Annotated in this window: 33 protein-coding genes and 1 pseudogene; 14 read left to right on the top strand and 20 right to left on the bottom strand. The window is 62.9% G+C overall.

The features are described from left to right. Nucleotides 1-74: 74 nt before the first annotated feature. Nucleotides 75-1,244, top strand: a complete 1,170-nt coding sequence (locus tag ABIA96_RS12805; RefSeq protein ID WP_354137409.1) for a L,D-transpeptidase family protein — start codon at nucleotides 75-77, stop codon at nucleotides 1,242-1,244. Between the two features lie 57 nt (nucleotides 1,245-1,301). Here the strand turns inward: ABIA96_RS12805 and ABIA96_RS12810 are convergent, their stop codons facing one another. Together ABIA96_RS12810 and ABIA96_RS12815 are read right to left on the bottom strand one after the other, a co-directional pair. Beyond that, entirely contained in the window at nucleotides 1,302-2,264 is a 963-nt protein-coding gene (locus ABIA96_RS12810) for a D-2-hydroxyacid dehydrogenase family protein (RefSeq protein ID WP_354137410.1), read from the bottom strand. A 147-nt stretch (nucleotides 2,265-2,411) separates the two neighbouring features. After that, on the bottom strand, nucleotides 2,412-2,630 hold the full coding sequence (locus ABIA96_RS12815; protein ID WP_354137411.1) for a hypothetical protein: 219 nt from the start codon (nucleotides 2,628-2,630) through the stop codon (nucleotides 2,412-2,414). 231 nt (nucleotides 2,631-2,861) lie between these two features. Here ABIA96_RS12815 and ettA point away from each other — a divergent pair, with 231 nt between their 5' ends. Then, a complete protein-coding gene (ettA, locus tag ABIA96_RS12820) occupies nucleotides 2,862-4,511 on the top strand; it encodes an energy-dependent translational throttle protein EttA (RefSeq protein WP_354137412.1) in 1,650 nt (549 codons plus the stop codon). Nucleotides 4,512-4,518: 7 nt separating this feature from the next. Then, complete coding sequence (locus tag ABIA96_RS12825) at nucleotides 4,519-5,745, top strand: lytic murein transglycosylase (RefSeq protein WP_354137413.1); 1,227 nt, start codon at nucleotides 4,519-4,521, stop codon at nucleotides 5,743-5,745. 83 nt (nucleotides 5,746-5,828) lie between these two features. On the opposite strand, the gene ABIA96_RS12830 is transcribed toward ABIA96_RS12825, so the two are convergent. Together ABIA96_RS12830 and ABIA96_RS12835 are read right to left on the bottom strand one after the other, a co-directional pair. After that, nucleotides 5,829-6,113: a hypothetical protein gene (locus ABIA96_RS12830; RefSeq protein WP_200512390.1), complete on the bottom strand. Its 285-nt coding sequence runs from the start codon at nucleotides 6,111-6,113 to the stop codon at nucleotides 5,829-5,831. A 238-nt stretch (nucleotides 6,114-6,351) separates the two neighbouring features. Beyond that, nucleotides 6,352-6,690 carry a hypothetical protein gene (locus tag ABIA96_RS12835; protein WP_354137414.1) on the bottom strand — a complete coding sequence of 113 codons (339 nt, stop codon included), beginning with the start codon at nucleotides 6,688-6,690 and terminating at the stop codon, nucleotides 6,352-6,354. 136 nt (nucleotides 6,691-6,826) lie between these two features. Between ABIA96_RS12835 and ABIA96_RS12840 the strand changes: the two genes are divergently transcribed. The 3 genes from ABIA96_RS12840 to bfr all read left to right on the top strand — a co-directional run bounded on the left by ABIA96_RS12840 (nucleotide 6,827) and on the right by bfr (nucleotide 8,181). Then, the gene (locus ABIA96_RS12840; protein WP_354137415.1) at nucleotides 6,827-7,120 is read left to right on the top strand and encodes a hypothetical protein; all 294 of its coding nucleotides are present in this window, start codon (nucleotides 6,827-6,829) and stop codon (nucleotides 7,118-7,120) included. A gap of 167 nt (nucleotides 7,121-7,287) precedes the next feature. Continuing rightward, a complete protein-coding gene (locus ABIA96_RS12845; protein ID WP_354137677.1) occupies nucleotides 7,288-7,560 on the top strand; it encodes a (2Fe-2S)-binding protein in 273 nt (90 codons plus the stop codon). A gap of 132 nt (nucleotides 7,561-7,692) precedes the next feature. Further along, on the top strand, nucleotides 7,693-8,181 hold the full coding sequence (gene bfr / locus ABIA96_RS12850) for a bacterioferritin (protein ID WP_092021671.1): 489 nt from the start codon (nucleotides 7,693-7,695) through the stop codon (nucleotides 8,179-8,181). Between the two features lie 72 nt (nucleotides 8,182-8,253). Here bfr and ABIA96_RS12855 read toward each other — a convergent pair whose 3' ends face one another. The 4 genes from ABIA96_RS12855 to ABIA96_RS12870 all read right to left on the bottom strand — a co-directional run bounded on the left by ABIA96_RS12855 (nucleotide 8,254) and on the right by ABIA96_RS12870 (nucleotide 10,775). Then, nucleotides 8,254-8,856, bottom strand: coding sequence for an MSMEG_1061 family FMN-dependent PPOX-type flavoprotein (locus tag ABIA96_RS12855; RefSeq protein ID WP_354137416.1), 603 nt, complete (start codon nucleotides 8,854-8,856; stop codon nucleotides 8,254-8,256). A 31-nt stretch (nucleotides 8,857-8,887) separates the two neighbouring features. Beyond that, nucleotides 8,888-9,277 carry a DoxX family protein gene (locus tag ABIA96_RS12860; protein ID WP_354137417.1) on the bottom strand — a complete coding sequence of 130 codons (390 nt, stop codon included), beginning with the start codon at nucleotides 9,275-9,277 and terminating at the stop codon, nucleotides 8,888-8,890. A gap of 235 nt (nucleotides 9,278-9,512) precedes the next feature. Further along, nucleotides 9,513-9,677 carry a hypothetical protein gene (locus ABIA96_RS12865; RefSeq protein WP_354137418.1) on the bottom strand — a complete coding sequence of 55 codons (165 nt, stop codon included), beginning with the start codon at nucleotides 9,675-9,677 and terminating at the stop codon, nucleotides 9,513-9,515. Nucleotides 9,678-9,713: 36 nt separating this feature from the next. After that, a complete protein-coding gene (locus ABIA96_RS12870; protein ID WP_354137419.1) occupies nucleotides 9,714-10,775 on the bottom strand; it encodes an alpha/beta fold hydrolase in 1,062 nt (353 codons plus the stop codon). Nucleotides 10,776-11,006: 231 nt separating this feature from the next. On the opposite strand from ABIA96_RS12870, the gene ABIA96_RS12875 reads away from it, so the two are divergent. Together ABIA96_RS12875 and ABIA96_RS12880 are read left to right on the top strand one after the other, a co-directional pair. Further along, complete coding sequence (locus tag ABIA96_RS12875) at nucleotides 11,007-11,273, top strand: DUF2277 domain-containing protein (RefSeq protein WP_354137420.1); 267 nt, start codon at nucleotides 11,007-11,009, stop codon at nucleotides 11,271-11,273. 96 nt (nucleotides 11,274-11,369) lie between these two features. After that, entirely contained in the window at nucleotides 11,370-11,585 is a 216-nt protein-coding gene (locus tag ABIA96_RS12880) for a hypothetical protein (protein ID WP_354137421.1), read from the top strand. Nucleotides 11,586-11,592: 7 nt separating this feature from the next. Here the strand turns inward: ABIA96_RS12880 and ABIA96_RS12885 are convergent, their stop codons facing one another. The 3 genes from ABIA96_RS12885 to ABIA96_RS12895 all read right to left on the bottom strand — a co-directional run bounded on the left by ABIA96_RS12885 (nucleotide 11,593) and on the right by ABIA96_RS12895 (nucleotide 13,445). Next, entirely contained in the window at nucleotides 11,593-12,108 is a 516-nt protein-coding gene (locus ABIA96_RS12885; protein ID WP_354137422.1) for a collagen-like domain-containing protein, read from the bottom strand. Nucleotides 12,109-12,230: 122 nt separating this feature from the next. Beyond that, on the bottom strand, nucleotides 12,231-12,479 hold the full coding sequence (locus ABIA96_RS12890; RefSeq protein ID WP_354137423.1) for a helix-turn-helix domain-containing protein: 249 nt from the start codon (nucleotides 12,477-12,479) through the stop codon (nucleotides 12,231-12,233). A gap of 198 nt (nucleotides 12,480-12,677) precedes the next feature. After that, nucleotides 12,678-13,445, bottom strand: a complete 768-nt coding sequence (locus ABIA96_RS12895) for an SDR family NAD(P)-dependent oxidoreductase (RefSeq protein WP_354137424.1) — start codon at nucleotides 13,443-13,445, stop codon at nucleotides 12,678-12,680. Nucleotides 13,446-13,556: 111 nt separating this feature from the next. Here ABIA96_RS12895 and ABIA96_RS12900 point away from each other — a divergent pair, with 111 nt between their 5' ends. Beyond that, entirely contained in the window at nucleotides 13,557-14,042 is a 486-nt protein-coding gene (locus ABIA96_RS12900; protein ID WP_354137425.1) for a J domain-containing protein, read from the top strand. An 8-nt stretch (nucleotides 14,043-14,050) separates the two neighbouring features. On the opposite strand, the gene ABIA96_RS12905 is transcribed toward ABIA96_RS12900, so the two are convergent. From ABIA96_RS12905 to ABIA96_RS12915, 3 genes are all read right to left on the bottom strand, one after another. Beyond that, a complete protein-coding gene (locus tag ABIA96_RS12905; RefSeq protein ID WP_502918813.1) occupies nucleotides 14,051-14,689 on the bottom strand; it encodes a hypothetical protein in 639 nt (212 codons plus the stop codon). A gap of 342 nt (nucleotides 14,690-15,031) precedes the next feature. Next, nucleotides 15,032-15,292 (bottom strand): hypothetical protein, encoded by a 261-nt coding sequence (locus ABIA96_RS12910; RefSeq protein WP_354137426.1) that lies wholly within the window; start codon nucleotides 15,290-15,292, stop codon nucleotides 15,032-15,034. A gap of 119 nt (nucleotides 15,293-15,411) precedes the next feature. Beyond that, the gene (locus ABIA96_RS12915; RefSeq protein WP_354137427.1) at nucleotides 15,412-15,798 is read right to left on the bottom strand and encodes a RidA family protein; all 387 of its coding nucleotides are present in this window, start codon (nucleotides 15,796-15,798) and stop codon (nucleotides 15,412-15,414) included. A gap of 420 nt (nucleotides 15,799-16,218) precedes the next feature. Between ABIA96_RS12915 and ABIA96_RS12920 the strand changes: the two genes are divergently transcribed. Then, on the top strand, nucleotides 16,219-16,653 hold the full coding sequence (locus ABIA96_RS12920; protein ID WP_354137428.1) for a hypothetical protein: 435 nt from the start codon (nucleotides 16,219-16,221) through the stop codon (nucleotides 16,651-16,653). A 156-nt stretch (nucleotides 16,654-16,809) separates the two neighbouring features. On the opposite strand, the gene ABIA96_RS12925 is transcribed toward ABIA96_RS12920, so the two are convergent. Continuing rightward, nucleotides 16,810-17,202 carry a hypothetical protein gene (locus ABIA96_RS12925; protein WP_354137429.1) on the bottom strand — a complete coding sequence of 131 codons (393 nt, stop codon included), beginning with the start codon at nucleotides 17,200-17,202 and terminating at the stop codon, nucleotides 16,810-16,812. A gap of 292 nt (nucleotides 17,203-17,494) precedes the next feature. Here ABIA96_RS12925 and ABIA96_RS12930 point away from each other — a divergent pair, with 292 nt between their 5' ends. The 4 genes from ABIA96_RS12930 to ABIA96_RS12945 all read left to right on the top strand — a co-directional run bounded on the left by ABIA96_RS12930 (nucleotide 17,495) and on the right by ABIA96_RS12945 (nucleotide 19,952). Beyond that, a complete protein-coding gene (locus tag ABIA96_RS12930; protein WP_354137430.1) occupies nucleotides 17,495-17,932 on the top strand; it encodes a VOC family protein in 438 nt (145 codons plus the stop codon). A 315-nt stretch (nucleotides 17,933-18,247) separates the two neighbouring features. Next, nucleotides 18,248-18,976, top strand: a complete 729-nt coding sequence (locus ABIA96_RS12935) for an SDR family oxidoreductase (protein ID WP_354137431.1) — start codon at nucleotides 18,248-18,250, stop codon at nucleotides 18,974-18,976. A gap of 195 nt (nucleotides 18,977-19,171) precedes the next feature. Beyond that, nucleotides 19,172-19,396, top strand: a complete 225-nt coding sequence (locus ABIA96_RS12940) for a DUF6429 family protein (protein WP_354137432.1) — start codon at nucleotides 19,172-19,174, stop codon at nucleotides 19,394-19,396. A gap of 10 nt (nucleotides 19,397-19,406) precedes the next feature. Beyond that, nucleotides 19,407-19,952 (top strand): HD domain-containing protein, encoded by a 546-nt coding sequence (locus tag ABIA96_RS12945; RefSeq protein WP_354137433.1) that lies wholly within the window; start codon nucleotides 19,407-19,409, stop codon nucleotides 19,950-19,952. Between the two features lie 166 nt (nucleotides 19,953-20,118). On the opposite strand, the gene ABIA96_RS12950 is transcribed toward ABIA96_RS12945, so the two are convergent. From ABIA96_RS12950 to ABIA96_RS12970, 5 genes and pseudogenes are all read right to left on the bottom strand, one after another. After that, nucleotides 20,119-20,643, bottom strand: a complete 525-nt coding sequence (locus tag ABIA96_RS12950; protein WP_354137434.1) for a mismatch-specific DNA-glycosylase — start codon at nucleotides 20,641-20,643, stop codon at nucleotides 20,119-20,121. A gap of 90 nt (nucleotides 20,644-20,733) precedes the next feature. Beyond that, nucleotides 20,734-21,015 (bottom strand): hypothetical protein, encoded by a 282-nt coding sequence (locus ABIA96_RS12955; RefSeq protein ID WP_354137435.1) that lies wholly within the window; start codon nucleotides 21,013-21,015, stop codon nucleotides 20,734-20,736. A gap of 35 nt (nucleotides 21,016-21,050) precedes the next feature. Continuing rightward, nucleotides 21,051-21,320: pseudogene (locus ABIA96_RS12960) on the bottom strand (mismatch-specific DNA-glycosylase); the annotation flags it as partial. Nucleotides 21,321-21,360: 40 nt separating this feature from the next. Continuing rightward, nucleotides 21,361-22,503 carry a hypothetical protein gene (locus tag ABIA96_RS12965; RefSeq protein WP_354137436.1) on the bottom strand — a complete coding sequence of 381 codons (1,143 nt, stop codon included), beginning with the start codon at nucleotides 22,501-22,503 and terminating at the stop codon, nucleotides 21,361-21,363. Continuing rightward, a complete protein-coding gene (locus ABIA96_RS12970) occupies nucleotides 22,500-23,303 on the bottom strand; it encodes a hypothetical protein (protein ID WP_354137437.1) in 804 nt (267 codons plus the stop codon). The genes ABIA96_RS12965 and ABIA96_RS12970 overlap by 4 nt, the downstream gene beginning before the upstream one ends. Between the last annotated feature and the right edge of the window lie 41 nt (nucleotides 23,304-23,344).

Here is a 23,344-nt window from a genome sequence, read left to right on the forward strand (position 1 = left end):
TTGAATGTGCCGCTATCTTCGGTCATCTGGCCGTTGGCGGCTCGGACGGGGCCCGGGGACTAAAAAGAGCGATGATGATCAAATATTTTCTGACGATATGCGCTGCCGCAACAGTCGCTGCGGCGGGAACTTCGCTCGCACAGGCCCAGAGCTATCCGGTTCAGCAGGCGCCGAGCTACGGCGCCCCGGCCGAATATCGCCCCGGCGACCGCGCCCCGAATTTCGACTCGCTGGAAGATGACGACGCGATGCCGCAGGCCTCGCTGCCGCCGCCCGGTCCGGCCGACGATCCGCGCTACGGCCGCCCCGCCGGCGCTCCCCCTGTCTACTCCGCCGCCCCTCCGCAGGGCCCCGTGATGTCGCCGGACGATCCGCGCTATGGCCGTCCTGCTGGCGCTCCGCCGGTCTACTCGGCCGCGCCGCCTCAGGGTCCGGTGATGTCACCCGATGATCCCCGCTACGGCCGCCCCGCTGGCGCGCCCGCGGTGATCTATGCCGACCGTCCGGGCCAGGCGCCCGGCGATGGCATGCGTCCGCCCGAAGCCGTCGTCGGTGGTCCGGCCGCGACCGGAACGGTCTCGCAGCCGCCCGCCGTCGACGCCGATGGCCGGCCGATGTCGGTCGCCTCCTTGCCGCCGGAGGAGCAGCCTGACGCAGCACCGGCGCAGCTGGCGCCGAACCTGCGCCGCCAGGAAGTGTCGCTGGTGACCAAGGAGCCGGCCGGTACGATCATCGTCGATACCCCGAACACCTACCTCTATTACGTCCTCGGCAACGGCCGCGCGATCCGCTACGGCGTCCGCGTCGGCCGCGACGGCTTCACCTGGACTGGCGTGCAGAAGATCACCCGCAAGGCCGAGTGGCCGGATTGGCATCCACCGGCGGAAATGATCGAGCGCCAGCCCTATCTGCCGCGCTTCATGGCGGGGGGCCCCGGCAATCCGCTTGGTGCGCGGGCGATGTATCTCGGCTCGACCGTGTATCGCATCCACGGCACCAACCAGCCCTCGACGATCGGCAAGTTTGTCTCCTCCGGTTGTATCGGCATGCTGAACGAGGACGTCTCGGATCTGTTCGACCGCGCCAAGGTCGGCACCCGCGTCGTGGTGATGCCTGGCGGTCCGGCGCCGGGGACGGCGACCGCATCGGCCGCGCCGGCTCCGGGCGCGGCGCCGGCTGGTCCGGTCGGGGGTACCCAGCCGACGGTGGTGCCGCCGCTGCCCGCGCCGGTCACCGTCCGCTAAGCGCTGCAAGACGATTGAAATTGCGAAGGGCGCGCCATCGGCGCGCCCTTTGTCATTCTAGGCGAGCTTCCGCGGCAGCTCGTTGCCCTTGGTGAAGGCGTCGATCGCCTCGACCATCTGGCCGTAATGGATGCGCAAGCCGTCCTCAGTGGCGTAGCCGAGATGCGGCGTGAGCACGAGATTGTCGAGCTTGCGGAAGGGATGATCCACCGGCAGCGGCTCGACCGAGAACACGTCGATGCCGGCGCCTGCGATCTTCTTCTGCTGCAAGGCTTCCAGCAGCGCCTGCTCATCCACGATCGGCCCGCGCGCGGTGTTGACGAGGAACGCCGTCGGCTTCATTCGCGCAAGGTCTGCGCGGCCGACCAATCCGCGCGAGCGATCGCTCAGCACCACATGGATGGTGATGATGTCAGCCTTGGCGAACAGCTCCTCTCTGGTGGCGTAGCCCACGGCGGCCGCCGCGCACTTCTCCGGCGTGAGGTTCGGGCTCCAGGCGATCACGTTCATGCCGAACGCTTTCGCGATGCCGGCCATCTTGGTGCCGAGCTTGCCCAACCCGACGACGCCGAGTGTGAGGCCTTCGATCTCGACACCGGCAAAGGTCTGCCAGGGCTCGCCGGCATGCATGCGCGCATTCTCGCGGCCGATGCCGCGGGTCAGTTCCAGGATCAGGCCCATGGTGAGCGGGGCAGTCGGATCGCGGGAATATTGCGTGCCGCCAAGGACGACGCCGTGTGCCTTGGCGGCCTCCATGTCAATCGAGGCGTTACGCATGCCCGAGGTGAGCAGCAGCTTCAGCTTCGGCAGCTTATCGAACAGGCTGTTGGGGAACGCTGTGCGCTCACGCATCGCACAGATGATGTCGAAATTCTCCAGCGCGCTGGCTGCGGCCTGCTCGGAGGCGAAGGGATGGCTGAACACGGTGGCGTCGACACGGTCGGACAGTTTCGCCCAGTCGGCGACGTCGAGGGCAAGGTTGAAATAGTCGTCGAGAATTGCACAGCGCAGCCGCGTCATCAGCGTTCATCCATGGCGAGAGGTAACGGCGCCGGGCAGGGGCGCCATTGTCGGAACCGGGCCATGGTTGCGCGCAATCATGCTATCGCGCAAGCAGTCTGGGTCTTCAAAAATCCGCTAGGCAAGAATCCGATAGGTGAGGATGACTCAGAGGTTGCGGGGCTTCAACCGGATCGGCGCATCCATGCCGTGCTTGGCGCGCCAGGCCGGGCCGGGGCCGCGCATATAGTGCAGCTCGGGCCGGTAGGGGTTGAAGGCCGTGGCGAAGAAGCGCTTCCAGAAACCCTTGATCTCCGAGACGAGTCCGGATGTGTTCCCGGCTCCTCGCGGAACGGCGATGATGTGGTTGCTCTCGATCAGAGCCATGATGGGCCTCGCTGTGCTTCCGTTCATTCTGAGCGGGTGGCGCTGTTGCCGCGCGAAACCGAGCTTTGGCCTGATTTATTAAAAGATGGTTTCAATTGTCCGGAACGGACTCCGGATGGTGTCCGCCCCGTATTCATTCGTGGTGAACGGAGGGAAAACATTGCCCTTTGGGGGCGGGATCGCTACATCGGCGGCAAGCAAATTTCCTCAAATCGAAGGTTTTCGGGACCGATGGCGCGCCAGTTCGTCTATTTCATGCAAGGCCTGACCAAGAGCTACCCGACCCGCAAGGTGCTCGATAACGTCCATTTGAGCTTTTACCCGGACGCCAAGATCGGCGTGCTCGGTGTCAACGGCTCGGGCAAGTCGACGCTGCTCAAGATCATGGCCGGCCTCGACAAGGAGTATAACGGCGAGGCGTGGGTCGCCCAGGGCGCCCGCGTCGGTTATCTCGAGCAGGAGCCGCATCTCGATGCGACGCTCTCCGTGCGCGAGAACGTCATGCTGGGAGTCGCCAAGCAGAAGGCCATCCTCGATCGCTACAATGAGTTGGCGATGAATTATTCCGAGGAGACCGCCGACGAGATGACCAAGCTGCAGGACGAGATCGAGGCGCAAGGCCTCTGGGATCTCGACAGCAAGGTCGACCAGGCCATGGACGCGCTGCGCTGCCCGTCCGATGATGCCGATGTGACGAAACTCTCGGGCGGTGAGCGCCGCCGCGTCGCGCTGTGCAAGCTGCTGCTCGACCAGCCTGAGCTGTTGCTGCTCGACGAACCGACCAACCATCTCGACGCCGAGTCGGTGTCGTGGCTCGAAGGCCATCTGCGCGCCTATCCCGGCGCGATCCTGATCGTGACCCACGATCGCTACTTCCTCGACAACGTCACGAGCTGGATTCTCGAGCTCGATCGCGGCAAGGGCATTCCCTACGAGGGCAACTACTCGTCCTGGCTGGTGCAGAAGCAGAAGCGTCTCGAGCAGGAAGGCCGCGAGGACGCCGCGCACCAGAAGACGATTGCCCGTGAGCAGGAATGGGTCGCGTCCTCGCCGAAGGCGCGTCAGGCCAAATCCAAGGCGCGCTATCAGCGCTACGAAGATCTGCTCAAGCAGGCGAGCGACAAGCAGAGCCAGACCGCGCAGATCATCATTCCGGTCGCCGAGCGGCTTGGCGCCAACGTGGTCGATTTCGAAACGCTCAGCAAAGGCTATGGAGATCGTCTGCTGATCGACGATCTCACCTTCAAGCTGCCGCCCGGCGGCATCGTCGGCGTGATCGGCGCCAACGGCGCCGGCAAGACCACGCTGTTCAAGATGATCACGAAGCAGGAAACGCCGGACAAGGGCACGATCACTGTCGGCGAGACCGTGCATCTTGGCTATGTCGACCAGTCGCGCGATGCGCTCGACGGCAACAAGAACGTGTGGGAGGAAATCTCCGGCGGCAACGAGCTGATCCTGCTCGGCAAGAAGGAAGTGAACTCGCGCGGCTATTGCTCGTCGTTCAATTTCAAGGGCGCCGACCAGCAGAAGAAGGTCGGCGCGCTCTCAGGCGGTGAACGCAACCGCGTGCATCTCGCCAAGATGCTGAAGTCGGGCGCCAACGTGCTGCTGCTCGACGAACCGACCAACGACCTCGACGTCGACACGCTGCGCGCGCTCGAGGAGGCGCTGGAGGATTTTGCCGGCTGCGCCGTCATCATCAGCCATGATCGCTGGTTCCTCGACCGCATCGCGACCCACATCCTGGCCTTCGAAGGCGAGAGCCATGTCGAATGGTTCGAAGGCAACTTCCAGGACTACGAGAAGGACAAGATGCGCCGGCTCGGCCAGGACAGCATCATTCCGCACCGCGTGAAGTACAAGAAGCTGACGCGGTGACGGCGTCATGATGCGGCGGACGCTCATCGCTGCGGTGATCGTGATCACCTGCAACTGGTCGTCCGCCCACGCCGCCGACGCGGCCTTCACGCAGTTCATCGCCTCGCTCTGGCCAGAAGCGCAGGAAGCCGGCGTCTCGCGCGCGACGTTCGAGCAACAGACGCGCAGGCTCGAGCCGGATTACAAGCTGCCTGATTTGATCCTGCCGGGCCGGCCCGCGACCGGCGCGCCGTCACAGGCCGAATTCGTGCAGGTGCCGGCGGACTATGTCAGGGAAGGCTCGATTGCGAATCTTGCGGGCGAAGGGCAGCGGTTGCTGCAGAAATACAAGCCCGCGCTGATGAAAATCGAGAAGAGCTCCGGTGTGCCCGCGACTGTCATGCTCGCGATCTGGGGACGCGAGACCGATTATGGCCGCTACACGCTGCCCTACGATCTCGTCCGCGTGCTGGCGACGCAGGCCTATGTCGGCCGCCGCAAGGACACCTATCGCAACGAATTCATCCTTTCGCTGAAGATCCTCGGCGAGGGCGTGGTGACGCGCAAGGACATGCGCTCGTCATGGGCCGGCGCCACCGGGCTTACACAGTTCCTGCCGTCAGAATATTACAAGCATGGCGTCGATTTCGACGGCGACGGCCGCATCGACATCTGGCATTCGGTGCCGGATGCGTTGGCCTCGGCCGCACAGCAACTCGTCAACAAGGGTTGGCAGAGCGGCGTGCGCTGGGCTTATGAGGTGCAGGCACCGGCGAAGGTCGATTGTACGACGGGTGTGCCCGAGGTGACCAAGCCGATCGGCCAGTGGCTGCGTGAAGGCTTTGTCCCGGTCCGTGGCGAGAAGCTCAGCGCGGCCGAGCAGGCGCAGCCGGCGTCGCTGCTCCAGCCGGAGGGCATCTATGGTCCGGCGTTCCTGACTACGAAGAACTACTTCGTCATCAAGGAATACAATTTCTCGGACCTCTACGTACTGTTCGTCGGTCATCTCAGCGATCGCATGACGAGCCCGCTGCCGTTCGCGACGCCGTGGTCTGCGTCGAAGCAATTGCGCACGAAGGACGTGGAGACGATGCAGCGCGGGCTGACGCGTGCCGGGCTGTACAAGGACAAGATCGACGGCAAGTCCGGCATGCAGACGCGCGCTGCGCTCGGTGCCTATCAGAAGTCGGCCGGGCTCAAAGTCGATTGCTGGCCGAGCGAAGAGGTGCTGCGTTCGATCCAGACGGCGCGCTGACAAAGCCGCCAAAAAGAAAAAGCCCGGCCGATGGTCTCGGCCGGGCTTCGATCGCGGCGCATGGTGAGCGCCGTGCGATCAGATCAGTAGCAGACGCGAACCGGGCGGACGGTCCAGCCGTAGCCGTCCCAGTAGCGCTGGCGCTGCCAATAGCAGGGCGGGGGCGGCGGGCCCGGCTCGGCGACGTAAACTGGTCCGCCGTAAGCGGGACGGCTCGACGCGATGGCGCCGCCGATGATCGCGCCGCCGAGCAGGCCGGCGGCGATGCCGACACCGACGCCGTCATGGGCCTGGGCGGACGGAGTGGCGGTCACCAGCGAACCGGCAATCGTCGCAACCGTGAGGGCGGCAACTAAAGTCTTCTTCATACTCTTGGCTCTCCTGAGAGATGGATGCTTTTGTTAGAAGCACCCGGGGTTCAAAGGTTCACGCAGACTCTGATGGAATTGGCCTTGCAGCTAGGAAGCGCGCAAATGGTCAATCCGCGGTAAACGCGCACGGAGCTGTGACGAGAAAAAGCGGTCTTTTTCAGGCCCGGAGATGAACGGCGCATCCGTATTGGACCGGCTCAACTCAGTCCACTGAATCGAACCGGTCTAACGCGCCTTAGCCACAGACTCGGACGCGGCGGATGCGCCAGGCGTAGCCGTCCCAGAAGCGCTGCTTCTGCCAGACACAGCCATCGCCGTAATAGTCGTCGGCGACGTAGCCGGGGCCCGGCGCGTAGTAGCGGGGCGGGTAGTAACCGGGGCCATAACCCGGACCATATCCGTAGCCCGGTCCGGGTCCGTAACTATACGGGGAGGCCAGCGCGCCACCGACGATCGCGCCCCCGATGATACCGGCGGCGACGCCTGCAGCGACGCCGCGCTGTGCATGGGCCGGCGCACCCGCGGTCAAAACCAGGGTGGCGGCGGCAGCGACTGCCATAAGCGACTTCTTCATTGGGGCGACCTTTCACAGCGAACGCGGAACTCTTGCGGCCAAAGTTCCATACTTCGTTTGAACGATCAATGAACGGCGGATTGGCTGGGTGCTACCAATTGGTAGAAATGGCCGATTTCGAGCCTGGGAGGCGATAATGAACATCCTGACCAATACCCTGATCGCCTTCGCGGGCGTCGGCGTGGTCGGCTATGCCCTGATAACCCATCTGCAGAGCCGCGCCCCGCGGCCGCGCGCCAGGGCCGGCGGCGATGGCGGAAGCGACACTTATTCGGATACCACGAATGAGGGATTCTCGCTCGGAAGCTGGTTCTCCAGCGGCAGTTCCGGACGCTCAACTGACAGCAGTAGCTGCTCCACGAGCGATAGCGGCGGGGGTGGAGATTGCGGAGGTGGCGGCGATAGCGGGGGAGGCGGGAGCAGCGACTAGGCCCTATCCGGGACCATCTTGATCCAGCGCAATTCCCTATTTTAGAGCCGTTCCAGGCTATATCCGCGCCAGTTTGGAATAGCTTGAAATACCGGTTTTTCCTTTTGCATCCGGCCGCCCCCTTGAATATCGATGATGGCGCATCACCAAAGGGCCTGCCGCTTCCCATGATTGTCTGTTCCTGTAACGTGCTGAGCGATGACGACATCCGCGCCGCCGTCGCCGAGTCCGACGACGCTGTGCGCCACGCCAGGCAGGTATATGGATGCCTTGGTTGCAGCGCTGAATGCGGACGCTGCGCGCGGACGATCAAGACCATCATCGACGAAGCGCTTGGCCCCTGCGCCAAGTCCTGCTGCTCCGGCTGCCCGCACAGCCACACCGTGGCCGCCAATGATGAGGCGGCCCAACCCGCCCAGTTCGCGCTCGCGGCCTGCTGAAAACATCCGCAAATCCGGCTGAGCTTTTCCCGGCTGCGTCCCCGTAGCCGGTTGCCCTCATCCGTAAACTCATTTAGAAGCGTTCTAAACTCGGGTTATGACCGATTTGGACTGCAAGAGCTGGAGTGAACCATGCAGGGCGACGCAAAGGTTATCGACTATCTCAACAAGGCGCTGCGTCACGAACTGACTGCGATCAACCAGTACTGGCTGCACTACCGCTTTCTCGACAATTGGGGCCTCCGCGACATGGCCAAGGTCTGGCGCAAGGAGTCCATCGAGGAGATGGAGCACGCCGACAAGCTCACCGAGCGGATCCTGTTCTTCGACGGCTTCCCGAACATGCAGGTGCTCGATCCCCTGCGCATCGGTCAGAACGTCAAGGAGATCATCGAGTGCGATCTCGCGGCCGAGATGAGCGCCCGGGCGCTCTACCAGGAGGCGGCCGGCTATTGCAACAGCGCCAAGGACTACGTCACGCGTGACCTGTTCGAGAAGCTGATGAGCGACGAGGAGCACCACATCGACTTCCTCGAAACCCAGCTCGACCTGATCGGCCGCATCGGCCTCGAACTTTACACCCAGAAGCATGTCGGCGGCCTCGAGGGCGAGGGGCACTAAGCTCCGGCATCGGCCGCGGAATCCCATGTCGTCCCGGTGTAGGCCGGGACGACATCTTGGTTCGGGCGCCCGCTATAGCTGCGTCTTGTAGCGCTCTTCCACGATTGCCTGGCTCTCCGGCTCGCCGAGGCTGGTCTGGTCGTGGATGACCTGGCTGATGCTCGGCATCACCGAGCGTTCCACCTTCTCCGGCGCCCATAGCTTCGAGCGCATCAGCGCCTTGCCGCAGTGGAAATAGACTTCGCTGACGGCGACGCTCAGCACCGCGCGCGGCGGCTTGCCGAACTCGACCATCGAAGCGAGCAGATCCGGGTCGGCCGACAGCGTGCCGCGGCCGCCGACGCGCAGCGTCTCGTCGATGCCGGGCACGAAGAACAACAGATGCACGAAGCCCGAGCCTTCGACGACATTGCGGAAACTGTCGATGCGGTTGTTGCCGGCACGGTCGGGCATCAGTAGTTGATTGGGGCCGGCGACATGGACGAAACCGATGCTGCCGCCGCGCGGCGAGGCGTCGACGCTGCCGTCGGTGCCGGATGTCGCGAGCACGCAGAACGGCGACATCTCGATGAATTTCTTGGCATGCGCGTCGATCGCGGGACGCGCCTTTGCGATCACGCGCGGGGTCGGCTTCGCATAGATAGTGGCGAGGTCTTCGGCGCAGAGGTCGGTCACGAAGGTCTCCCTGATGGAAGGCTTGAGGTTATCATTGCCGGGCCTGACCGCTATCCGCTTTGTGGCGCCGCCACGGCCAATCGATCACGCCGGCGCAGTACAGCGCCCACCAGATGATGACCGGCTGAAGCGCCAGCCGTGGCCCGCGATAGAGCCAGCTGTTGGGAATGGGCGGAAGGTCGATGCCCTCGATGGCATGCTTGATGTTCGCCGGCCACACGCAGAGCGCATAGAGCGCGAGTGCGACGCCGGCCCACCAGCGCAGCGGTTTCGTCACCAGTGCGATCTCGCAAGCGCCTGTGACGAGGATGACCTGCGCAGCAAACGGAACCCAGGACGGGGTGATTGCGAGCAGCTTGTCCGGGACTTGGAGATGCGCAATGCCGGCGGCCAGGAAGAACGCCGCCAGCACGTATCGCATGACGGCGCGCGTAAGGCCGTTGGCGGGATCAGATTGCATCAACCCAAATAGCATGCGCGGCGCTGAGTAGCCACTGCACCGGCTTGGGGCCGGGACAGAAGCGGGAAACCCTCGCCGCGGTCTTCACCGTCGCTGAAGCCGACGCCAAATCCGTTCGCGCTGGGCTCGACGATTTCAGCGATGATATCGAATGTGTCGAGGCCCCGCCCAAGCGAGACCTCAAGGCCTGAGTGGCCTACACCGCGTCCGCCGGCACGAAGCAATTGATGATGATCGCGCCGCAGTGGTGCAAGGCACGTGGTTCGGCGCGATCACGCTCTTGAAACCAGGCGCGGATGTCGAGCGGGACGTTGTCGTATTGACCATTGCCGAACGCGAACGCGGCGCCGAAGCGCCGCATATGATGCGTTGCGATATCGGGCAGTTCCGACGCTGCCTACATCGTGCGTTGCGGTGCAGTCTGCAGCAATTGGCGGACCTGCTCGCTGTAGAATTTTGCGTTGCCGGTGGTGCCGTGGCCGCGCGTCTCGGTGCTTGCTGGGATGAGATACAGCTTGCCGTTCTTGACGCGTTTCATCGCGGCGTCCGTCACGCCGGTCTCCGGCGGGTTGCGCTCGTCGTCGGCGGAATTGATCAGTAGCAGCGAGGCCTCGATTGCCTCCAGTTTCTCAGTCGCATTGTAGTCGTGCGAGGAGTCCCACTGGTAGACGAAGTCGTTGGCGTCCGCTGTGATCGGCGTCGCCAGCCGTTCGTCGACGATCTTGTCGGCCCTGGCCGCGGTCGGTGCTTGTTGCTGATAGGCGAGCGTGCCGCCAATGCTGGCGATGCCATAGGCCGTGATGGCGTATTTCATCATGCGCGGCTGGCTGGTGTAATTGCCGCCATTGTAGTCTGGGTCGCTGCGGATGGTGTCGAGCATGATCCGCCGCAGCATCCAGTTGCGCGACGCCATCTCGGTCGGCTGCGAAGCCATCGGGACCAGCGCATCCATCTCTTTCGGATATTTCTCGCCCCACATCCAGGTCTGCATGCCGCCCATCGAATTACCGATAACGAGTCGCAGATGTTTGACGCCGAGGCCTTGGGTCACGAGGCGATGCTGCGCCTCGACCATGTCGTCGTAATTGTATTTCGGGAAGCTCGTCTTCATGCCGTCGGACGGCTTTGACGATTTGCCGTGGCCGATCGCGTCGGGGATGATGATGTAATATTTGGCGGGGTCGAGCGGTTGTCCGGCCCCGAACATTTCGCCGGCGAAAGCGGGCGTCAGCATGCTCGCACCCGAACCGCCGGTGCCGTGCAGCACCAGTACCGGTTGTCCGGTCGGCTCACCGAGAGTGGTGTAATGCAGCTTCAGTTCCGGCATGACCTCGCCGGTGTGGAACTTGAAATCCTTGGCGACCCAATCGCCCTGTTTCGGGGCTGGATAGTCGGCGGCGAATACCGATGTCGAGATGGACAGCAGGACGGCCGAGAGCGCCGCGCAAGAAGTTTTCATGTTTGTCTCCCCATGTGCGGCTCATGGCTCCTGGCCGCGTTGCGCGCGATCTTATCAGCAGGCCGTCCGGGATCGAGAGCGGAACGCTGCTCACCCCTGAAAAACATTTCTTCGATGTTGCGGCGCCCAAGTGGAATATTCGGGCGCCTGTGACATCCGGCTGCGTGCGTTGTAGGGTTTCGGCTTCTCCATTCGTCCTTGTGAAATCAGGCCTGCCACGGGAGAGACTGCATGTGCCGCAACATCAAGACGCTATTCAATTTCGAGCCGCCGGCGACGGAGGACGAGATCCACGCCAGCGCGATCCAGTTCGTGCGAAAACTCTCCGGCTTCAACAAGCCGTCGCAGGCCAATGAGGCGGCATTCGACCTTGCCGTGGTCGAGGTCTCGGAAGCGGCGCGAAAACTGTTGACCTCGTTGCTCACCCACGCGCCGACGCGGGACCGCGAGGTCGAGGCGGAGAAGGCAAGGGAGCGTTCGCGGCTGCGCTTCGGCTAGCGGTTCCGTAAAGGTCAACCGTGATCTGGCTCACGGAAGTGCCGGCCTTCATGCGCGATGATATTCGCCGGGGTTTTGACAACCCGGAGCTCGACCATGAACCGCCCCCTTCTTTCGCTGAAAGCAGGTGCCATCGTTTTCACGCTGTTGTGGACCGCGTGGATGATGTGGTGGAGCGGCTCGTTCTCGAGCGCGAACATGGTGATCCTGGCCGTTTGCGGCGCGGCGGTCGGCTATCTCTGGTACCGCGCCATGCGTTGGCAATTCGAGCGCATAGGCATGCTGCCGCGGCGTGAGGACCAGGTAAAGTAGCCGGCTGCTAGTCTTTGTGGCCGTGCTTCTTCTTTTTCTTCTTTTTCCTGTGCTCGTCGCCTTCGGCATCGTCGTTCTCGGCGTCGTCGTCGGACGACGCATCTTCAGGCTCGTGGACGGCCGCTTCGAGCGCGGCGCGCTCCGCGGCCTCCTGCTCGCGCTGGCGGCGACGTTCGTCCCAGGCGTCGAACAGCTGCTCGAGCCACGGCAGCACCTGCTCGATCGACGGCAATTGGCCGGTCGGACCGGCCTCGCCGCGCGGGCCTTGAGGGCCGGCAGGGCCTTGCGGACCCACGGCGCCCTGCGGTCCGGCTGTACCCCGCGCACCGGCTTCGCCCGCCTTGCCCGGCAGACCGGCCTTCCCCTGCGCACCGGCCTTTCCGGCCGGTCCCGGCTTGCCCTGCGGACCCGGCTTGCCATGTGCGCCGTCAGGGCCCCGCTTGCCCGGATGACCCTGCGGCCCCGGCCGTCCCGGTTCGCCCTGCCGCCCGCGCACTCCCTGCCGTCCCTGTTCGTCTGCCACGCCGCGACTCCTTCTGCGCAAGGAATCTACTTAGCGGCGTTTGACGACAGCAGCAATTCCGCCCGCGCATCGTGGCGGGCCTGATCAACATCAATCGGCGCCGCGGCGCACGCCATCATGCGCTAGTCATGGTAGGCCGGCACCTCGATGCCGGAGGCCGCATAGATCCTGATCTTGTTGCGCAGCGTGCGCACCGACAGGCCGAGTACGCGCGAGGCACGCGTGCGGTTGCCGTCGCAGCGCGCGAGCGTCTGGAGCACGAGCTCGCGTTCGACCTCACCAACGGTTGCACCGATCAACAGTGGAACGATCTGGTTAGGGGCAAGAAATTGCGCGCCCTGTTCGGGCGCCGCAACATGAAACGTGGTCATCAACATACTCCCCGATCAACGCCCGCTTCCATCGTTGGAAGCGGATCGAGAACAAACGACCCCAAGCCGTAAATCTACGGTGGGCGGGTTTGGTTAACGAAAGGTTAACTGCGAGCGATCGCACCAATTGACCTTGGGAATACCGCGAAGCCGCCGCGATTGGCACAGGATGCATAGCGATGCGGACCGATCTCGCGCTCACACCGTGCGATACCCGCCGTCCACCATCACGATCGTTCCCGTGACGTAAGATGACAGGTCCGACGCCAGGAAGATCGCGGGGCCGACGATGTCCTCGGGCTTGCCGGTGCGCGCGAGCGGGGTGTGATCGACGAAGGCCTGCACCAATGCCGGATTGGTGGCGCGCACATTGGCGTTGATGTTGGTCTCGATGAAGCCGGGCCCGATCGCGTTGACGCGCACGCCTTCCTTGCCGAGCTCGACCGCGAGCGCCTTGGTGAAGCCGAGCACGCCGTGTTTCGAGGTGGTGTAGGCCGCCGAGCTCGGCGTGCGCAGATGTACGAAGGACTGGATCGAGCCGATATTCACGATGCGGCCTTTGCTCGCGCGCAAGGGGGTGAGGAAGGCCTGCGTCATGTTGAAGACGCCGTTGAGGTTGAGCGAGATGATGTCGTTCCAATCCTTCGCCACCGTCTCGGGCTCCGCGGTGAAGGCATTGCGGCGGGTGATGCCGGCATTGTTGACGAGGATCGAGACCTGCCCGACCTTGTCGGCGACTTGCTTCGCCAGCGCGAAGCAGTCGTCACGCTTGGTCACGTCGAGGGCGAAGCTCTCGGCCTTGCCGCCGGCCTTGCGGATCTCCTCGGCGGCCTCCGCGACCGTGTCGGCATTGACGTCGAGCAGCACGATGTGTGCGCCCTCGCGGGCGTAGCCGGCGGCGATCGCCCGGCCGATGCCGGAACCGGCGCCCGTGACGACAGCGACGTGATTTGCGAGCAATGCCATGACAATTTCCTCCCGGATTCGTTTCTAAGTTTCATGAAAGCCTAAGCCGAAATTAAGGGGTCGGAAACGGCGGCCTTGGCATACTGATCTGCATTGTTAAACGTTGCGCGCATGATGGAACGGCTTGAATCCTGGAAACTCGCTCTCGAGCGCCTGCGGTCGGCGGACGACGCCGATTGGGCGGAGGCCGGCCGGCTCGTGGCCGAGATCGTGCGGATGAGCACCGATGTGATGCTGCGGCAGGCCGCCGAGCAGGCTCTGCCGGTGCTGCGCCAGGCCGTGGACAATGATGATCACAGCGTCGCGCTGGCGGCCCGGCGCCGCGTCGGCGTGATCCTCGATGTCGTCCATGATCTGACCGCGCCGCGCTTCGGCCGCCGCAACGCAACGCCGAGGAAATTGTCCAGAGAGGATCGTGCCCGCAAGATGCTGGGCTTGCCGCTCGCGGTGCAGCTCACCTGCGACGACATCAACCACGCCTATCGCCGCGCCGCCAAGGGCATGCATCCCGATCAGGGCGGCAGCGCGCAAGCCTTCATTGACCTCTCCACCGCGCGCGATGTTTTGATTCATCCCGGCGCGCACAAGGACGCGTGAGAGAGCGCTCAGCTCTTGTCCACGCAACTCGGATAGGGCGCAGCTTCGCCCGGCATGATCGGGCAGAGATCGATCGGGCTCAGATCGCGCAGGCGCGCTTGCCAGCGGTCGTCGTTGACGGGCGGCTCATCGCTTTCGGGACCGCGCTCGGCCCATTGGATGGTGTAATAGTCGGTCGCGCCCTTGAACGTGATCAGCAGCGCGGTCTCGCTGTGCCGCGTCGGGCCGCTGTCGATGCGGCCGCAGCCGATCACGGCGACAAAGCCCTCGAAGCGGCCGAATGTCGTCTCGCCCAGCGGCCTGGCGGCAAAACTGTCCGGGCAGGCCGTTTTGTATCCGCCGGCGATTGTGCCCGCAAAAATCTGCGGCGAACTGCCGGGCGTCAGTGTCATCCCCTTCTCGCCGGTCACGGTGATCATCTGCGTCCAGCGCTCGGGCGTCTCGCCCTTCAGCACGGCCTCGCGGATGTAGTGGCCGCCCTTGGTGTTCTCGAACACGGCTGCGAAATTCGACGGCATCGCGAAACTGACGAGCTGGCCGAAAATCGGCGAGATCACGCGGAGGGATTGCGGGGCCTGCGCATGCGCCGTTGCCGCGAGCAGGAGCGATGCGGTGAGAGCAGCTGGCGTCGTCATCCGTGCACGCATCGACCTGCTCCACATCCGCGAGGTAAAAAAACGACCGGGCAAGGATGCTAGCATCGCATCCTTGCCCGGCCCTTGTCGTCCGCCGACCGAATTCTTAGCAGCTGCCAATTCCTACCAGCTGCCAGTTCTTACCAGCTGCAGTGGCCGGCCTTCAACGCGTGATCCTTTAGCGCGATCGCGTCGAGGAAGCGCTTCTCAGCCTGCGCCCCGGACAAGATGTGAGTAGTTCCGTGTGCTCATCGGGTTCAAAGCGCGCGCGGGGGAAATGGCGGAATTCGCCAGCCAAACGAAGAGGGCGGGCTGCCTGCGCAACCCGCCCTCGAACTGAACTGGCCGATCGGCTCAGAGCGTGCAGCGGCGTTCGGCGCGCATCTTGATCTGGAGATCGGAGGCCTGCGTGAAGGTCGGGAGCGGCTTGCTGACGACCTTGTAGGTCGACACGCCCCACTGGAACGGCTTGTAGCGGAGGTCCTCGTTCCAGACCTGGCAGATGCCGGTGTTGTCCCAGCGGATCACGTAATAGCCGGTCTTTGCCGACGCGGGCACGGCGAACATGGACGAGGCGATGCCGGCAACGGCACAGAGGGCGAAAACGCGACGCATGAAGTATCTCCTGATGGGAACGTGAGGGGGAAACTCGTGCGGCAAAACCACGCGGCTGGCAAGCCGCAGCGGCGCTGTTCACGGATATGTCAGGAGCCCGCCCGCGGATGATCCCTTGACTATCCTTTCGCCAGCGATGCCACCGCCTCGATCTCGATCAGCATCTTTGGGTCAGGCAGCGCCTGCACGACGCACGTGGTGCGTGCAGGGTAGGGTGGCGGGCCGAACGCGCCCGCGTAGAGCGCGTTCATCGCGGCGACGTCGGCGGCGCGGGTCAGCAGCACGTTGACCTTGACGAGGTCGCGCGTCGTGGCGCCGGCCCCGTCCAGCACGCGCTTGATGTTGACGACGACATTGGCGAACTGCGTCTCGAATCCGTCAGGCAGCGCGCCGTGGGCGTCGAAGCCGGGAATGCCGGAGATGAACAGCAGGTCGCCGACGCGTGTCGCGAACGAGAGTGGCGGTGCCTTGACATGCGGCGGGGGCGCGAAATGCTGGATCGGCATGGGGACCTCGGGGGTGACGGAGCTGGCACCAGCGTAGCGGTGTGCGGGGCATGCTCCAACACAAAACGCGAAAACAACCCCATGCACAGTAGAAATCATTGGTGGGATTCAAATTTCGGGAAGACAGAAATAATGTTTGACCCGTCGGGCAAAACACTGGCAGGATGGCATGGTGGGAGTGATGTTCGCGGAGGCCTTGCCCGTGTGCGACCCGCTGGCGTGGAGAGGCCGGAATCCATCCGCCCGTCATTGCGAGCGCAGCGAAGCAATCCAGACCGTCTCCGCGGAAGGATTCTGGATTGCTTCGCTACGCTCGCAATGACGGAGAAATCCCATCATTTTGCCGCCGCGATCGATCGGATAGATTGCGGCATCTGATTCGCTTTTCCTCCCTTGAAAAATAGCCTCCGGAGACGCCCCATGAAGATTGCTTCCACCTTGCGTGCTGCGCTCGTCGCCATTGCCGCGCTGGCCGGCCTCTCGACCTCGGCGATGGCCGATGGCGGCACCGTGGTGCTGACGATCTACAAGGCGGGCTGGATCATCGGCGGGTCCGGCGGAAGCGGCGTGCTGAACTTCCGCGGCCGCTCCTATTCGCTCTCGACCGGCGGGCTCGACTACGGCCTGGTCTTCGGCGGCTCCAAGACCGTGCTGCGCGGCCGCGTCTCCAACATCAACCGTCCCTCCGATATCGCCGGCGTCTACGGCGCTGCCGGTGCCGGCATTGCAGTGGGCCGCGGCGCCCGTGCGATCGTGCTGACCAACCAGAAGGGCGCGGTGCTGGAGCTGTCGGGCACGCAGGTCGGGCTGATGGCGAATGCGGATCTGAGCGGTCTCGCGATCACGATGCGGTAGGACGTAAGTGCCGTAGGGCTCGGTGCCGTAGGGTGGGCAAAGGCGCGCTAGCGCCGTGCCCACCATTCTCCCGTGATGGAAACAGATCGTGGGCACGCTTCGCTTTGCCCACCCTACGAGATTCCGAGCGTGGCTACGCTCCGCTCACGCGCGTTGTCAGCGTGCCGGCTGCCTGGTCTGATCGTCGGTGGTGCTCGCCTCCGCGCGCTTGCCGGCGCGGATCATCAGGAATGAGCCTGATGTGCCCGGCAGCCGCCAGCGCCCGTCGATCTCGGTCGCCTCCCCATTCATGATGCCGTCGTACTGGACGATGTCGAAGCCGTAGCCCGGCGGCTCGTAGCGCTTGACGAACGACACGACGCTGCCGGCGCGATGGCCCGCGATCGAGGCGCTGTGGGTTCGCAAGGGGCAGCGCGGGTTCGAGCAGGGCTCGGTGACGTGGCCTGTGATCGCGCCGCCGGCCTCGACCAGCGTCGCCGTGAACGTGACCATTCCCGTGCCGGGCTGGATGTAAGTGCCGTCCCAGACACCGGAGAGATCGTCGCTCATGGCGGCGGCTTCCTCGACATGATGAGCGCCGGTTGAGGCCCGGCTGTTTCCGTCCCACGTTCGTCCACTCCAAGTCGTATCGCCGCCATCACGCCCTTGCAATAGTCCGCGCGCGACGTCGATCGATCGATCGGAGGAGGTACGGCATCAATCGTTCGGCGGAGGCCGGACAAGCGCCTCCCGGAATCCAAAAAAATGCTATTCCGCCTGTCGGATTATGGCCCGCGCGTGCGTCCTTTGAGCGGACGGCGCGCATCGGCGCGTCCGGCTCGACGCCAAAGGATATCCCGACATGACCTCCATCACGCCGTTTCTCTGGTTCGACAACAACGTCCCGGAAGCCGTCGCCTTCTACAAATCGGTGTTTCCCAACGCGAAGGTCGAGACCGTCAGTGACTTCATGGCAGTGTTCGAGCTCGAAGGCCAGCGCTTCAACGCGCTCAACGGCGGCCCGCAATACCGCTTCAACGAGGCGGTGTCGTTCTTCATCAGCGTGGAGACGCAAGAGGAGGTCGACTACTTCTGGAGCCGCCTCACCGCCGATGGTGGCGAGGAGTCTCGCTGCGGCTGGCTGAAGGACAAATTTGGTCTCTCCTGGCAGGTGGTGCCGACAGCGCTCGGCCGCTATCTCGGCGACGCTGACCGGACGAAGGCCAATCGCGTCATGCAGGCGATGATGGGGATGCGGAAGATCGTGATTGCGGATCTGGACAAGGCGTATGCAGGTTGAGGCGGTGACGGTCTCGTAGGGTGGGCAAAGGCGCGCTCTCGCGCGCCGTGCCCAGCACTTGCCTCCGCAAGCACAGACCTCATCCTGAGGAGGCCGCGGAGCGGCCGTCTCGAAGGATGGCCGCAGGTGACATTTGGGCCTTCATGGTTCGAGACGGCGCTTCGCGCCTCCTCACCATGAGGATTTCACACCGAGTGTGTTGATCGAAGGTGGGCACGGCGCGTTGCGCCTTTGTCCACCCTACGAGGCCGGCGATCCGCTTCGCCAATCCGCCTTGGATCGCTATACTGCCGACCTCAGCTGGATGGTGATCTCATGGCAAACGAATTGGCGGGCAAGATTGCCGCCGTGACCGGGGCCGCGTCGGGCATCGGATTGGCGAGTGCCGAGGCGATGCTGGCCGCGGGCGCGCGGGTGGTGATGGTCGACCGCGACGAGGCCGCGCTGAAGGCGCTCTGCAACAAGCATGGCGACGCGGTGATCCCGCTGGTCGTCGACCTCCTGGATCCCGGGGACTGCGCCACGCTGCTGCCGCGCGTCCTGGAGAAAGCAGGGCAGCTCGACATCCTGCATGCCAATGCGGGGACCTATGTCGGTGGCGATCTCATCGATGCCGACACTATGGCGATCGACCGGATGCTGAATTTGAACGTCAACGTCGTGATGAAGAACGTGCACGACGTGCTGCCGCACATGATCGCGCGCCGGACCGGCGACATCATCGTCACGAGTTCGCTGGCGGCGCATTTTCCGACGCCATGGGAGCCGGTCTATGCGTCATCCAAATGGGCGATCAACTGCTTTGTCCAGACGGTGCGGCGCCAGGTCTTCAAGCACGGCATTCGCGTCGGCTCGATCTCGCCCGGCCCGGTCGTGAGCGCGCTGCTCGCGGACTGGCCGCCCGAAAAGCTGAAGGAGGCCAGGGAGTCCGGCAGCCTGCTGGAGGCCAGCGAAGTCGCTGCCGTGGTGATGTTCATGCTGACCCGGCCGCGCGGCATGACCATCCGGGACGTGGTCATGCTGCCGACGAATTTCGATCTTTAGGCATGCTCTCGTAGGGTGGGCAAAGGCGCGCCCTTCGCGCGACGTGCCCACGTTCTGCTGGATTGCGGCGAGAGATCGTGGGCACGGCGCAACAGCACCTTTGCCCACCCTTGCTACGAAGCCGAGCCCGTGGGGGCGTTGCGAATTGCCTTCGGTGCAATAGGATGACCTCAAGCTCGCTCTGAGGAGGTCAAGATGGCTGTCAACAAGGACAAGATCGACGACGCCGCGTTAGCGTTGCTTTATTTGACCCTGCACGATGGCTATCGTGCATGGAAGGGCTTCGACTGGGGTGTGCTCGGTCGCCTGTATGACAAGGGAATGATCGACGATCCCGTGGGCAAGGTAAAATCGGTGGTATTCACGTACGAGGGACTCGAACGCGCGAAGGCGCTGTTCAAGGAATTGTTCGAGGAATGACGGCCTGCCGATGACCCGCGAGGAATTAGCCGTCGCCTATGCGGCGCCCGGCCGCCACTATCACAATCTCGCGCATATCGAGGATTGCCTGGCCGCGCTCGCGCGTGTCGACGGCCTATCGGCCGACGAGCGCGAAACGCTGACGGAGGCGATCTGGTGGCACGACGTCGTCTACGATCCGACCCGGCGGGACAACGAGGAGCGCAGCGCGGAACTCGCCGAGCAGCACGTCCGCGCCGAGCTTCGCCAGGAGGTCGGACGCCTGATCCGCCTGACGAAAGCGCACGATGTTGACGCCGGCGATCGCCTCGGGGCGATCCTGATTTCGATCGACCTCAGCATTCTCGGTGCCGTGCCCGCGCGCTATGACGCCTATGCCGCTGCGATCCGCCGCGAGTTCAGCCATGTCAGCGACAGCGACTACCGCACCGGCCGCGCCCGGGTGCTCCGCCAGTTCGCGGCGCGCGAAGCGATCTTTCCCGATCCGGACTTCGCCGCGATGTATGATCGGCAGGCCCGCGACAACCTCGCGCGCGAGTTGGCGTCGCTGAGCTGAGGTGATGGTGGTGCCCGGTGCGTAGGGTGGGTTCGCCGCTCACAAACGCGGTCGCTCAGCACGGAACGGCGCAAGGCGTAACCCACCACTTCTGTGTCCCCGGCGACAGAAGCGGTGGGTTACGCCGCGCGGACTGCGCTTCGCGCCGCCGCGTGTCTAACCCACCCTACGCAGCGATCCACTTTGCCAGCTCTCGCCACGGCTCAATCGTCCAATGCCCGGACGCGGCACCGGACGGCGAGGGCAGCACGAAGACCTCCGGCCAACTTCCATCCCGCTTCTGCCGCCCCAACAAAATCCCGCTCGACGACCTGCCATAAAACAAGCTCGCCGCCTTCTTGCTCGTGAACGCAATCGTCCGCGGCCGATACTCTTCCATCTTGGCCCTGAAGCCCGGCACGTCGATCGTCTCAGCCGCGATCTGGTGATCCATCCCCGCACCCGATTTGGAGAGATCGGTGAAGCCGATCCCGAGATCGATCAGCGCCGCGAATTCACCCGGCTGATAGAGCCGCGTCGTGATCCCGGCCTCATGGATCGCGCGCCAGAAGCGGTTGCCGGGATGGGCGTAATAGTGCCCGAGTTCGGCCGATCGTGTAGAGGCGGCGGTGCCGACGAAGACGAGGCGGAGGTTGGGACGGAGCTGGTCGGGGAGGCGGTGGGCTTCAACCACGTCGATCGTCCGTGGCATCGTAGCCCGCATGAAGCGAAGCGTAATGCGGGACCAGAACTAGCGGAGAGGACGGCCCCGGATTGCGCTTCGCTCCATCCGGGCTACGGATCATCCGATCCTGCGCGCCGCCGGGCGCGGCAGCTCCTTCGCCGAACCCCAGCTCGCGACCCAGTCCTTCACCTCGTCGAGCGGAACAGCTGCGCGAGTCTTCTTGAAATCATCCAGCCGCCGGCGATCCTCAGCGATGTCGGGGCCGGCGATATCGACCACGGAATCGAGCAGCGCCACGGCTTCCGCGAGCACGGCTGCGACATCCTGCCCGCGCTCGTCGGCCATCTCGCGCAACCGCGCATCGGTGTCGATATCCAGCGTGCGGCGAATGATGTTCATGCAACCAGAATAGGCGCGGAGGATCAATTTGTCGAGGCGCCCGACCTGGAGAGATCGGTGAAGCCGATCCCGAACTCGATCAGCGATTCGAACTCGCTTGGCCGATAACGCCGCGGTGTGATCCGGCCCTCATGGATCGCGCGCCAGAAGCGATTGATGGGATGGGCGTAGTAGTGTCCGAGCTCGGCCGAGCGCGTAGAGGCGGCGGTGCCGACGAAGACGAGGCGGAGGTTGGGACGGAGCTGGTCGGGGGGCCGGTCAGTCATGGGACGGAGCAAACGTGTCCGTGGGCTAGGACAACGCATATCGGAAGCCAAGGTGCCTTTGTCGGGTAGACCCGTGTCGCTAGAAGACAAAAGAATACCTGGAGAGCTCGATCGTTTTTTGAAGACGAGGTACATCAAGAAGATTTTTTTCGTTGCCGACGTCCACTATATCCAAGTGCCAGTATTGATCTTTTCCAGTCCCGGTGAAGCGAAGGTTGGGTAATTGCGTTTGCACGAAACTCAGCGGCAAAGCGAAACAGCGGCGGGAATCTTTGCAACCCAGAAGCAAAAAACCTTCTCTGGAACCTTCAAGCCAACGATCCCATATTTTGTGATACCCAAACCAGTACTTGCGCTTGCCCTTGTTTTCGTAGCGGCTCGAGAACGTGCAGACTACGCGCATCTCTCCAGAGGGCGCCTCGAAATAGCTTTTCGTCATTTGCTGCAGTGTAACTTCCCTCGCTCTCGCAAAGGCCGATGCAGCCTCTCGTTTTAAGAGCGGTACGTTGGAGGGGGCACTCCTTTGCGAGGTACCACGTTCAAGGAACGTAACCTCGGCGAACTGAAGACCAAATTGCTTTAAGAGCAAGGCCAATTGAGTGGTCATATTGCGCCAACCTGACGCGCCGACTTGATCTCTCAGGGCTTCAGGAGCCAATACGCTGGTGACGTTGTCCTTAGTGATGACGAGGACTTTGGACAAAAGGGATTCAAAATCGGCCTTTCGTCCTCTTCGAGAAGAGTGGACCAACCAGCCTCGGATTTTTGGAGAAAGAATGTTCGTGTCCAACCACGCGTCCGCGCCTGTGCGACCTATGTTCTGAAACATGGAATTGCGGACAGCTTGGATGGTTGATTCTTGCCCTTCAATTCCACATGCGATCATGATTTGCAGCGCGATATGCGGATTCTCCTCGATGTTGACTCGTCTTCGTTGGAATCCGGATTGCACATCTTCTATGCTTCCATAGAGCGGACCGTCTTTGAGTTCAAAATACCAGAAAGCTGGGTCGCCAACTCTCCTCACGACGTCGAGGCTGACAACTCTAACATTCGCTGTCGCGAAAAACGGTTCGAAGGACTCAATGTAGTCCTGCTCATTGACGACTTGTACAAGCTGATGATTTGAATGCTCTGGATCAATAAAGACGGGCACGTAAAAGCCATCATTCAGCCCCGTCGGACTGATAACTCCATAAAGTCTTGCCGGTCTTGAGTTCATGTTCTCAAGATTCCCTGTTCAATGTAGAAGTGCCGTACGACGTCCGCTAGCCGGGGAATTTGGCTAGCTGGAGTCAGATTTGCTCCATCAATATAGCTGCGAATGTGCACATCAAGCGAATGTAACTTGGCGCTTACGACCTTGTCTTCTAGAAACGAGCCGGGAACGATGATGCCGAGCAGATTCCCGTGTAGGCTTATAGCGTCGCTGAAGATCAGTTCGATTGTGCTTGATCTATCGTCCCGATCGTTTCTGCCGCGATAGGTGGTCAGTTCTCTCACCGTTTGAGCTTCGAACTCATCGCTGCCGATCGTGCAGTCAGTTGATGCGAGCTGATCATAATAGCGTTTGTTGTCGCCAAAGAAGAACGCCACCATCTTGCCGATCCGATCGTACGATGGATCAAGGCCAAAATCCTCAACCGACATTCGGTGATGGGCGAGCTCCGAATATCGGTCGCTCTTGAATGCGCCAGAATCGAAGGGGAAGGCTGCAATAGCTGTGGTGGAAACAGATGGTCTAAAGATGAGAATAATTGGCGCATATGCAGCTAAGCTGTTGGCTTGGACGCTTCCGTTCTTGCGGTAGGCTGGTCGTCCGTAAAACTGATAAGATAGGTCCTCTCCAAACACGGGACAGAAGCGAGGCTTGATCTCTTGGCTGTCGATTATGTCTCGAAGATCGAACGCGTCAGTCGTGTGTGTTAGCGGAAGCGACTCCTCCGCGGAATTCGCTTGGCAATCCACAAAACGCTGAAAATGCGTTCTTCCTTTCGCGATTATCTTATGGCGCACTTTCATGGCTTGGAATGCCCCAGCGAAACTGTTCTAGCTATCCATTG

Source organism: Bradyrhizobium sp. LB11.1, from assembly GCF_040549385.1.
GTDB lineage: Bacteria > Pseudomonadota > Alphaproteobacteria > Rhizobiales > Xanthobacteraceae > Bradyrhizobium.